Consider the following 10,859-nt stretch of genomic DNA (forward strand, 5'->3'; position numbering starts at 1 on the left):
GCAGCGGCACAGGCAGGCGCACAGCCCCTGCCCGCCCAGGCGCACGGCGCTCAATCCAAACCGGGGTTTGCCCAGCCCACACCACAACTGGCCATATGTTGCAATGACTACTTGACAATGCCCCGGGCAAATTCCCGGGATTGCGCACGCTCCCGATAAACGAATTACTCGCCGATCAGATCCAGCGTGCCGAGGTCGCGAATCGCCTGGCAGCCGCGCGCAAGCATGGTCAGCACCATATCGTCGCCGCGGTCGGTGGCGGTGGCGAACGCGAACCCCAGTGCCGAGATCAGCAGCGCCTGCGGCATGCCGAGTCGATAGTCGCTCCAACAGGTTTCGCGATCGTAACCGGCGACGCCGTAGCCGGAGAGTGTCCGGTGATACGCATCGACCAAGTCCCGCTCGAGAGCTGAGCGTAGTTCCGGCTGGAGGCTGGTGGCGGTGAAGTAGGCGAGATCGCGGGCCGGCAGCCCCACACCGAGGGTCTGCCAATCGACCACGGTGACAGTCGTGGCGTCGGGATCAAACAGCATGTTGTCCAGGCGGTAGTCGCCATGCAGCAGGGCGAACCGGTCCTGCTCGGCGAGCAGCCAGGGCGTCACCAAACCCATTGTAGTGGTGAAGGTTTCCCGATCGGTGGCGGTCATTCGGTCGCCGAGTTTGTCCAGCACGATATCCGCGCTCATCCGCGCGACCTCGCCGAGACCGTTGGCCGACGCTTGGTCGGGCCGGGCAAACGCAATGCCCGGAAAATCCAGCCAGACCGGATCGCACCAACTGGGCCCGTGCAGGCCCGTTAACGCCGTGACGGCGAGCCGCGCCTCCTGCTCACAGCAGCCGGCGAGTTGGTCGCCCTGCACCGCGGGTGCCTGATCGGCGAGCAGCAGGGCGTAGTCCATTGCGTCCTCGGTGATCGCGCAGTAGAAGCACCGCGGTACCGGCACCCGGACCCGGTCGGCCACGGTGGCATAGAACGCGCATTCGCTGCGGTAGCCGATTGTGACCCGGTCGCGCACAGCGTCGTCCTGCGCCGGCAGTTTGATCACGAAGGTATCCGGAAAGCCATCCGGATTGGCCGCGTAGCCGGCCGACACCCGGTATGTCGCCCCGGTCTGCCCGGTGCCGATGGCCGTGACGTCGACCTCGGAAATCTTGACCGGGGAGCCCCGATCGCTGAGTACCGCCGAGAGCCAATCGCGCGTGACGTCGGCCGGGTATCGCGGAATCGGCACGTTCGTGTCTCCCAGGATCAGCATTTGTCGGACACCCAGATCCGACTGACTCGACAACCGTAAGGCATACGGCATCGTTTGCAGCAAGGAACACCGCCTCCTGTGCCTCATGACTCGCTACGAATCGACTTCGCCGCGAAATTGCCGCTATGGTCGCGATCGGGGCGGCCAAAATCACAGCCCTCACGGCAATCTCGGCGCATCAGGAGGCATCGAACAGCACCGGAAGAGACGTCGGCGAGCGGAAGACCTGTCCGCGGATGTGCGGATCGTCGCCGTCGGGATCGAGCCGCAGGTTCGGCAGCCGGTCGAAGAGCAGGTTGAGCGCCACCCGCATCTCCAGCCGGGCCAAGTGCATTCCCAGGCAGACGTGCACCCCGTGACCGAAGCCGATATGAGCGCGCGCGGAACGGAAGATGTCGAAACGATCCGGATCCGGGTACCGGTCCTCTTGTCGATTGGCGGCACCCAGCATCGGCATGACCGAGGAGCCTGCCGGGATGGGCACGCCGGCCAGTTCGGTGTCGCGGGTCGCCACGCGGGTGATCGTCAGCAGCGGTGGCTCCCACCGCACCGCCTCCTCGATCGCCTGCGGCAGCAGCGAACGGTCGGCGCGGACCGCGTCCAGTTGATCGGTGCCGGATAGCAACCCGAACAACATGTTTCCCAGCGAGCGGTACGTGGTTTCGACTCCGGCGGGCAGCAGCAACCGCAAGAACGAGAATATCTCCTCGTCAGACAGCTTCTCACCGTCGATCTCGGCTTGGGCGAGGCCGCTGATCAGATCATCACGGGGTTCTTCGCGCCGCGCCGCGAGAATCGGGGTGAAATACTCCTGCAACGCCGCAGCGGCGGCGCGACCGCGTTCGGGGTTGATGGTGAAACTCAGCAGTGAGATCGACCAGCGCTGAAACTGCGGATAGTCCTCGCGCGGTAGACCCAGCAGGCCGGCGATGATCTGGGTCGGATATGGGAAAGTGAACTCTTTCACCAGATCGGCGCGGCCGCGGACGGCGAACTGGTCGATCAGCTCGTTGCCCACCTTGCCGATCAGTTCGTCCTCCCAGCGCGCCATCGCCTTTTGGGAGAACGCCTTTGCGACCAGCGACCGGTGGCGACCATGTTCTGGCTCATCCATCCCGAGCATGACGTGGCGACCGAGCACATCGCCGAACGCATCGATGATGATCGCCGACGAGAACGTTTCGTTGTCGCGCAGCATCTGCTGAACCTCTTCATGGCGATAGACCATGAAGACGGGTTTGGACTCCTCATGCGGCATGCCCGACATGTCGATGCGCTGCACGGGTTCCTCGCGCCGCAATCGGGCCATCTCGGTATAGGGGTCGCGGACGTCACCTGAGACAACGTCGTCGAAGGACCCGAAGTCCTCGAGATCATCAAACAGCTGCATTCGCGTCCTTCCTTTGACCGGTTAGCCGGCGGGATACCCCACGGACTTGATCTCGGTGTATTGGTCGAACCCGGCCACGCCGTTTTGGCGGCCGACTCCGCTGGCCTTGTATCCGCCAAATGGCGTGTCAGCGCCGTACGGAGCGCCGCCGTTGACGCCGACGAACCCGGCTCGCAGCCGGCGGGCCACCGCCAGCGAATGCTCCAGAGAACCCGACATGACGTTGCCGGCCAACCCGTACGGGCTGTCGTTGGCGATGCGGATCGCGTCCTCTTCGTCGTCGAATCCGATGACGGCCAGCACGGGGCCGAAGATCTCCTCCTGGGCAATCGTCATCGAGTTGTCGACGTCGACGAAAAGCGTTGGCCTGACGAAGAATCCCTTGTCGAAGCCGGTAGGCGCGTCGGGGCCGCCGACCAGTGCCGTCGCACCCTCCTCGACGCCCTTGCCGATGTATCCCAGCACGCGCTTGCGCTGCTTGTCCGAGATCACCGGGCCGCACAAGGTCCCGGGATCTTGGGGGTCACCCGGCATGACATTCTCGTAGATGCTCTTGAGGATGGCGACACCCTCGTCGTAGCGCGACCGCGGCAGCAGCATCCGGGTCGGGTTTGCGCAGCCCTGCCCGGCGTGCAGGCACGGCGCGATGCCGATCGCGCAGGCCATCCCGAAATCGGCGTCCTCCAAAACGATGGTGGCCGACTTGCCGCCGAGCTCGAGAAACAGCCGCTTCATCGTCGTCGCGCCTTTCTCCATGATTCGTTTCCCTACCACGGTCGAGCCGGTGAACGAGATCAGGTCAACTTTCGGCGACACGGTCAGCTCCTCGCCGATCAGATGATCCGACGCGGTGACGACGTTGACCACACCCGGTGGGATATCCGTCTTTTCGGCGATTAGCCGGCCCAGGCGGGTCGCATTGAACGGCGTGTCGGGCGCCGGCTTGAGAACCACGGTATTGCCGGTGCCCAACGCCTGGCCGATCTTGTTGATAGTGACCTCGAACGGGAAGTTCCACGGCACGATCGCGCCGACCACCCCCACCGGTTCCCGCCAGACCTTGCGGGTGGTCAGCGCGCCGGTGAGGCTGATCATCTTGTCGCCCAGGTCGGTGTCCCACGGGTACTCGTCGATCAACTTGGCGGGATAGCGCAGCCCGTCTTCCAGCGGGGCGTCGAGCTGGGGGCCGAAGGTGATGGCCCGGGGGGTGCCGACTTCGAGGATGAGCTCCTCGCGCAGCTCTTCGCGCTCGGCGTCTATCGCCTCGTGCAGCTGCAACAGGCAGCGCTGGCGCAACTTGTGGTTGGTCGACCAGTCGGTCTCGTCGAAGGCCCGCCGAGCGGCGTCGATGGCCCGGTGCATATCGTCCTTCGAGGCGTCGGCGACCTCGCCGATCGTTTCCTCGGTTGCCGGATTGATATTGGTGAAGGTGCCTGCCTGGCCGTCGACGAGCTTGCCGTCGATCATCATCTTCGGCTCGAAGTGGACCTTCGCAGAGTCAGCCATGTTTGTCGCTCTCTCTAGATGGGGTGCTCCGCAGAGCGCCGGGACGCGGGATGCCCATCGCGAGACGGGTCACCCTATGGAGAGCCTTACTGGAAAGCAGCCGGTTGGCAACCAGCAACATGCGGGCGTCGATACCGACGGCATGCCGGGCAAACGGAGCGCGGTCCTCCAATGCCTTGGCGAGCCCTCGGGCGAACCGTTCCGGTGGGCGCGCAAGCCGCATCGCGGCGCGGCCCCGCCGGTCGATCTTGCTGTGCAGCGCGGCGTACGGCCCGCTGAAGTCGCGATGATCCGACGTCCCGGTGTCGGTGATGATGTCGGTGTCGAAGGTGCCCGCCACCAAAATGGTGACGCCCAGTCCGAACGGCGCCACCTCGCCGGCCAACGATTCGGCCCAACGTTCCAGTGCGCCCTTGACCGCGGAGTACGCCGGGATCGCCGGCATACCCCGCACGCCACCCTGACTCGAGATGACGACGATTCGCCCTCGCCCCGCGGTCCGCATTGACGGCAACAACGCCTTGGTGAGCAGCACCGGCCCGAAAACGCCGGTTGCGAACATCCGCTCCCAGACGTCCAGCGGCGTCTCTTCCAGCATCCCGGCAGCGGAGATTCCCGCGTTGTGCACCAGCGCATACGGCGCTCCGACGGCCTCCTCGATCGCCTTGGCCGCGGCCGTAACCGAGGCGGCGTCGGTAAGATCCAACGGTACGGCGATCAATCGCGAATCATCAACTCCGGCACCAATCTTCGACCGCAACGTTTGCAAGCCGGATTCGGGTGAGCGCATGGCTGCCACCATACGCCAGCCATGTGTGTACATGTGCACCGCCGAGGCGAGGCCTAGCCCGCGGGACGCGCCGGTGATCACGACGCTGGGTGGCTCACTCATGGCCGGGCGCGCACCGCCCTCCGTCAGCGGGAAGCTGCACGTCCGGGCGTCCGTGCGGCTGGGCGCTCATCCACGTTGACCAGATGCCCACCGAGTACGGCCCCTGCTGCCCGCTGCGTTCGTAGAAACCCTGCGGGTCATACACCTTGGCTTCGGGATAAGGCCACGGACAAGCAACCGAAGTCGCGGCCCGGGTCCATTTGACGATCGCGAATCCGGTGCCATAGCCGAAGTAGGCGAGATTGATAAGCACGAACATCACCACGAACATCCCGAGCGTCGGGCGCCCGGCGAAGATTCGTACCCGCCGGGCCAGCTTCTCGGCCACCGTGCGACCGGTGTCGTCGCGGTAGAGCAGCACACCCGCCGGGATCATCACAAAGGTCACCATCACGGTTTCCCAGATGAACGGGAACTGGTATGTCTGGCCGGCGAAGACCGACCCGAACGGAATGACTTGCGAGTAGATGTAAAAGCCGGTGCGCACCAGCGTAACCTCGAGCATCGCGTCGATGACGATCCCTACGGGCAAGATGATCGCCGCCAGGCTGATCAGCGGGTGGCGCCAGACGAACGAGTCAACGGGCCGGCGGACCTGGATCTTGCGCAGGATCCAGATCGCCGGAAAGTACGGACCCAGATAGAACATGATGTACCCGATGACCAGGAACGGCTCCACCGTCGGTGACAGCGACACCAGCGGCCAGTCTTCGGGCCAGTGCCACAGCTGCGGGTTGTAGACCGCGTATGGCGACCAGTTCATGATGGGGTCCTGCCAGACGATCAGCGTCGTGACGATCCCCATCAGCAGGACGGGGTGAGCCGGATATTTGCGCCAGGCCACCACATAGACCGCGATGATGATGGACATCGAGATGATCGTGAAAACCTGGAACAGGTCCAGCCAATGGTGGTAGCCGAACAGCGGTTCCACCGGTCGAGGGGCACCGGTAACGTTGGGATTCCGAATCCGTTCGGAGACAGCGCCTCTGCGCGCGTAGTACGCGATGACGGCAAGCATCGCGATGGCGACGAATATCCAGATTACGGCCCAACCGGAACTCCTCTTCGGTTCGGTAGTCGGGCTGGTGGTGGATGGTGTTCTCTGTTCAGTAGTCATCGGTTCATTCCTCGCCGAAGCGGTCGACGAGATGGGAATTGACGCCGTCGGGGTCGAGCTTGCGGGCCACCAGATAGCCGGCGCCCATCCAAGCCCGACGGGTCCACTTACCGAACGACACCCGGGTGCCGGGTGCGCCGGCTGCTGCGGGCAGCATCTTGACTCGTTCCAATGCTTCCTTGACACCGCGCGGGCTCAACGGATGGGCGTCGATGAATGCGCGGAGCAGCGTGGTGGCAACGTCGCGGTTCACCACCGGCACGCAATATTGGGGGCGCCGTCCGTAGACCTCCTCGTATCGGTCCAGGAATTGTTGGCCGACAGTGTTGTGCTCGTCGTACTGGTCGACGCCCGTCCAGCCCAGGAATGCGTTCCACAGCACGGGATTGATCCATGCATTTTGGAAGGCCGTGCAGGTGAACCGCGGCGGGTCCCAGCCCAAAGCATCCAATGCGGGGTTGACAAACACAATTCCGAAGCCAAAACCGCAGTGCACGACTGCCTGCGCCTTGGCCTCGTAGAGGGTGCGCACAGCCTCATTGATGTCCTGAGCGGTTTGCGCAATCGGCGCTTCCGCCACGATACGGATACCCTTGCGGCGGGCCGCGTTTCGAAAGTTCTTCAGGTAACTCTCGCCGACCAGCGACTGCTCGACCAGGACGCCGACCTCGCTATGGTTAGCTTTGGCCAGCAGGTCCGCCCAAAAGATCGGTTCATCGGTCATCGAACCCTGGGGAAACGCGAAGGTCCACTCGCCTAACCAGTCGTCGCTGCCGCATACGTTGATCGCCGGAACACGAAAGTGCTCCTCGACCGCCTCACGCATCGGCACGGCGTTCTCGGTGATGTGCGGACCGAACACGACAAGACAGCCCTCGTCGACAAGTTCTCCGTACGCGTCGATCACCGCCTTGACCGAGCCCTTCGGCAGGCCCTCCACCTCCCGATACAAAATTTCCACCGGCCGGTCGATGATCCCCTGCGCTAAGCCGTCGGCGAAGACCAAGTCGAATGGCCGGGCCAGGTCGTCCCGCATCTCCTGCGGGTAGCCCTCCGGCAGCCGAAAGTCCATCAGGTAGCCGATCTTGATCGGCTCCGCGGTGCTCTCGTAGGACATCTCACCTCCGCTACCGCAACGTCATGGTCGTCGCTCCGGCTATGTGACCTAAAATTTGTTCAGACACTAGCGCGCAGACTGCCCCACCGTCAATCATCGTGTCGGGCTTGGTCGGACAGGTATGCGTTGATCATCTCGTCAAGTCCGCCGATCACGACGGCGTCGTCGGTGAGCGGCCCGACGATAGCTGCGCGAGCGGCCTCGCGTGGGCTCAGTCCCTCCGCGATCAGCCGTCCGGCGGCGATCAGCACCCGCGTCGACGCCACCTCCCGCAACCCCGCGGTATCGAGGCGTCGAATCGCCCGCCCGAATCGCACCAGCTCGGCCGCGGTCTGGTGGTCGACGCCGGCCTCGCAGGCAACGATTTTCTCCTCGACGTCGGACGTCGGAAACCCGAACTCGATGGCGACCATGCGTTGGCGCGTCGAATCCTTGAGATCCTTCAATACGCTTTGGTATCCGGGGTTATAGGAGACCACCAGACAGAAGCCAGGTGCCGCATCGAGGGTCAGCCCCAGCCGCTCAATCGGGAGTTGGCGGCGGTGATCGGCCAACGGATGGAGCACAACGGTGGTGTCCTGGCGGGCCTCCACCACCTCGTCGAGGTAGCAGATCGCACCCTCGCGAACCGCCCGCGTCAGCGGCCCGTCGACCCACTCGGTTTCGCCACCGCGCAACAGAAACCGGCCCACCAGATCGGCCGTGGTCAAGTCGTCGTGACAGGCCACCGTGATCAGCGGCCGCTCCAGGTCGTAGGCCATCGCCTCAACGAAGCGCGTCTTGCCACAGCCGGTGGGGCCTTTGAGCACCACCGACAGTCCTTGCCGGAACGCCGCTTTGAAGACGTGCTCTTCGTTGCCGACCGGCACGTAATACGGACGCGGGCCGTGCGTCACAGTCGCCATGTTGTCCGATAGCCTCCCCGAATTCGTCACGCAACGCGTCGCCGTACGTCGGCCGAGCCAAGCGCCGAGCGGAAAAGTGGACCGATCACCCGGCCCAGTTGGTCAGGCCGCGGAATGGTCGCATGCGCGGCGCTGCCGAACACCCGCCGCAGCTCATCGACATCGGTGGCGGCGCCGATGGTCAGGCACAGGCAACCGTTGCCCAGGCGACGAGCCTCGGCCAGCGCCCGGCGGGCATCGGCCGCGCCGTAGTCGCGCTCGTAACCGTGGTCGTAGGCCAACCCGTCGGACAACACGAGGAGCAACCGCCGCGGCGTACCGCCCCGATGCTCCAATACCGCGGCGCCATGCCGGATCGCGGCGCCCAGTCGTGAGTAAGCGCCGGGCGTCAGGCCGCAAAGACGCCGCATCGCCAGGGCATCGAAGTCGTCATCGAATTGCTTCACGGGCAGCAGATGCACGGCGGATCGACCTTGCGAGTGAAACGCGTAGAGCGCCACGCGATCTCCCAGATCACGCAGAGCTGTAGTCAGAGCGGCCGCTGTCGCCCGTTGTTGCTCGTGCACCGTCGCACCGATCGTCCCTGGCTCGGCCACCGAACCCGAGATGTCGAGCAGGATCAAGACCGAAAGATCGCGCCGCCGCCGCAGGCTGTCGAGGTAGACTGCCTCGTCGGGCGCCGACCCGGCGATTGTCTCCACCCGCGCCTCCACCGCCGCGTCGATATCGACGTCGTCGCCCTGCGCCTGCCGGTGGTAGCGGTCGAGGCCCACCCCGAGTCGCGCGAGCGGTCGCCGCAATCCGTACCCGTCGGACAAGCGCAGCCGAGCGGCGTCGCCCGGTCGCGGTGCTACTTCGTGCACTGTGCACCAATTCAGCCGATAACACCGGCGATGAACGTCCCACTCGTGGTACTTCGCTGTCCAGGCAGCAGCGGCATCGCCGTCCTCGGAGCCGGGAACCTGGCTGGACACCACGACATTGCCGCCGCCCCGGGTGCCCGACCGCGTCCGGTTCGTGGGCGCGTCCGCACCGGGCGGGCCGTTTCCGTCGAGCCGGCGCACCACGCCCAACATCTTCGTGAACCACCGGCCCAGGGCACCCCCACCGCCGACCGGACTCGAGAAGATATCCACGACGTCGTTGTCGTCCTCGAGGTCGACCACGGGTCTGTGCCGATAGCGCGGTGTGCCTTGGCTGGTTGTTTTCGATGCGCCGCCAGACGTCGCGGCAGCCAGTAACTTTCGTGCGTGAATTGCTCCGAACGCTGCCGGGGGTTCGCCGACGACGGCGCGGCTACGCGCGAGATCCAGCGACGTGGCGGGCGAATCGGTGCAGCCCGCTGCATCGCGGTCAATAAGCGAACACAATGTCGGTGGCAACAGCTCCTCGTTGGCCGCGAGTGCCCGGTGTCCCTCTATCGCGAGGTAGCGGGCCGCCAGCGTGTCACGGCTGCCGAGACGGCGCGCGATGCCCTGCTCGAGGCTGCCCGCCGCCAGGAGGCACGCTTGTACGGCTACCGCTTCGAGCTGGCGGCGCGGACCGCAGTTGCCGTCGACGAATATCGTTTTTGCATCGGTCCACGCCGCCTCGCCGGGGGCTCCGGCCGCAACGTGGAGATTGCGCCCGGAGAGCGCAGACGCCAGCATGCTCCAGCGCTGCATGGCATCGGTTGGGTTGTGGTGGTCTGCCAATGACTCCCTCACCCGCCAGTTGTTGACCAAATATCTGTTCCACCCTAGAGTCCGCATTGGCCGCAGTCAATCAGGTGAGGTGGTGCCGAGGATGATCGATTTCACCGGCCAAGTCGTCGTCGTCACCGGAGCGGGCCGCGGACTGGGTCGCCGCTATGCGATCGAGCTGGCCCGCCGCGGCGCCTCGGTGGTGGTCAACGACCTCGGTGGATCGATGCACGGCGACGGCGTGGACACAACAGTGGCCGACTTGGTCGTCGAAGAGATCGCGCGCGCCGGCGGTGTCGCGGTGGCATCGCACGCTTCGGTGGACAATCCCGAGGGCGGACAGACGATCGTTGCTTTGGCGGTCGAGCGGTTCGGTCGCCTCGACGCGGTGATCAGCAATGCCGGCATCTTCACCAGCGCTCCGTTCGAGGAACTGTCCGTCGAAGACTGGCGCCGCATGCTGCGGGTGCACCTGGACGGCGGTTTCTACTTGAGCCAACCTGCGTATCGGGTGATGAGATCGCAGGGCTACGGGCGGTTCGTGTTCATCTCGTCTTCCGGGGGAATGTTCGGACAGCCGCAGGAAGCCCATTACGCCGCCGCCAAAGCCGGCCTGGTCGGCCTGGCGAACGTCATCGCGATCGAGGGCACCGAGCACGGTATCCTCGCCAATACCGTGCTCCCCTTTGGCTTCTCGCGCATGGTCACCGAAACGGTCGGAGACCCGAAAGCGCTTGAGGAAACCGGCTTTCTGAAAGTGATTCAGCCCGAACTCGTCGTACCGATCGTCGTCTATCTCGCCAGCCGGGCCTGCGGTTTCACCCATCGCAATTACTCGGCATGCGCCGGCCGGTTCGCACGGGTATGCGGCTCCTCAGGTTTGTGTGGGGAGTTTGGGGTGTAGGCCGCCGAGGCATAGGTAGATCATCGAGGTCAGTGTTTGGGCTGAGTGGTGTCCGTAGCCGCGGGCGTTGATGAGCCGGATTTTGGC

At 64.8% G+C, this 10,859-nt stretch carries 8 protein-coding genes and 1 pseudogene; 1 reads left to right on the forward strand and 8 read right to left on the reverse strand.

What is annotated here, in order from left to right:
• Positions 1-164: 164 nt before the first annotated feature.
• From ACRDTL_RS20880 to ACRDTL_RS20915, 8 genes are all read right to left on the reverse strand, one after another.
• Positions 165-1,256 (reverse strand): phosphotransferase family protein, encoded by a 1,092-nt coding sequence (locus tag ACRDTL_RS20880; RefSeq protein ID WP_431508604.1) that lies wholly within the window; start codon positions 1,254-1,256, stop codon positions 165-167.
• 178 nt (positions 1,257-1,434) lie between these two features.
• A complete protein-coding gene (locus ACRDTL_RS20885; protein ID WP_431508605.1) occupies positions 1,435-2,646 on the reverse strand; it encodes a cytochrome P450 in 1,212 nt (403 codons plus the stop codon).
• Positions 2,647-2,667: 21 nt separating this feature from the next.
• Positions 2,668-4,116: an aldehyde dehydrogenase family protein gene (locus tag ACRDTL_RS20890; protein WP_431508610.1), complete on the reverse strand. Its 1,449-nt coding sequence runs from the start codon at positions 4,114-4,116 to the stop codon at positions 2,668-2,670.
• Between the two features lie 28 nt (positions 4,117-4,144).
• Entirely contained in the window at positions 4,145-5,044 is a 900-nt protein-coding gene (locus ACRDTL_RS20895; protein ID WP_431508606.1) for an SDR family NAD(P)-dependent oxidoreductase, read from the reverse strand.
• Positions 5,037-6,164 carry a spirocyclase AveC family protein gene (locus ACRDTL_RS20900; protein WP_431508607.1) on the reverse strand — a complete coding sequence of 376 codons (1,128 nt, stop codon included), beginning with the start codon at positions 6,162-6,164 and terminating at the stop codon, positions 5,037-5,039. Before ACRDTL_RS20900 ends, ACRDTL_RS20895 begins: the two co-directional genes overlap by 8 nt.
• A 4-nt stretch (positions 6,165-6,168) precedes the next feature.
• On the reverse strand, positions 6,169-7,281 hold the full coding sequence (locus tag ACRDTL_RS20905; protein WP_431508608.1) for an ABC transporter substrate-binding protein: 1,113 nt from the start codon (positions 7,279-7,281) through the stop codon (positions 6,169-6,171).
• 89 nt (positions 7,282-7,370) lie between these two features.
• A complete protein-coding gene (locus ACRDTL_RS20910; RefSeq protein WP_431508609.1) occupies positions 7,371-8,186 on the reverse strand; it encodes a CbbQ/NirQ/NorQ/GpvN family protein in 816 nt (271 codons plus the stop codon).
• A 26-nt stretch (positions 8,187-8,212) separates the two neighbouring features.
• The gene (locus ACRDTL_RS20915; RefSeq protein WP_431508611.1) at positions 8,213-9,850 is read right to left on the reverse strand and encodes a nitric oxide reductase activation protein NorD; all 1,638 of its coding nucleotides are present in this window, start codon (positions 9,848-9,850) and stop codon (positions 8,213-8,215) included.
• A 121-nt stretch (positions 9,851-9,971) separates the two neighbouring features.
• On the opposite strand from ACRDTL_RS20915, the pseudogene ACRDTL_RS20920 reads away from it, so the two are divergent.
• A pseudogene (locus ACRDTL_RS20920) lies at positions 9,972-10,733 on the forward strand (SDR family NAD(P)-dependent oxidoreductase); the annotation flags it as partial.
• Positions 10,734-10,859 lie beyond the last annotated feature (126 nt).

The organism is Mycobacterium sp., from assembly GCF_050700595.1.
Taxonomy (GTDB): Bacteria; Actinomycetota; Actinomycetes; order Mycobacteriales; family Mycobacteriaceae; genus Mycobacterium.

What these genes read in the sequence shown, in the direction of transcription:
- ACRDTL_RS20915 (WP_431508611.1), bottom strand. Translation starts at nt 9,850, where the DNA reads ATGCAGCGCTGGAGCATGCTGGCGTCTGCGCTCTCCGGGCGCAATCTC.
- ACRDTL_RS20890 (WP_431508610.1), bottom strand. Translation starts at nt 4,116, where the DNA reads ATGATGATCGACGGCAAGCTCGTCGACGGCCAGGCAGGCACCTTCACC.
- ACRDTL_RS20880 (WP_431508604.1), bottom strand. Translation starts at nt 1,256, where the DNA reads ATGCTGATCCTGGGAGACACGAACGTGCCGATTCCGCGATACCCGGCC.
- ACRDTL_RS20900 (WP_431508607.1), bottom strand. Translation starts at nt 6,164, where the DNA reads ATGACTACTGAACAGAGAACACCATCCACCACCAGCCCGACTACCGAA.
- ACRDTL_RS20905 (WP_431508608.1), bottom strand. Translation starts at nt 7,281, where the DNA reads ATGTCCTACGAGAGCACCGCGGAGCCGATCAAGATCGGCTACCTGATG.
- ACRDTL_RS20910 (WP_431508609.1), bottom strand. Translation starts at nt 8,186, where the DNA reads ATGGCGACTGTGACGCACGGCCCGCGTCCGTATTACGTGCCGGTCGGC.
- ACRDTL_RS20885 (WP_431508605.1), bottom strand. Translation starts at nt 2,646, where the DNA reads ATGCAGCTGTTTGATGATCTCGAGGACTTCGGGTCCTTCGACGACGTT.
- ACRDTL_RS20895 (WP_431508606.1), bottom strand. Translation starts at nt 5,044, where the DNA reads ATGAGTGAGCCACCCAGCGTCGTGATCACCGGCGCGTCCCGCGGGCTA.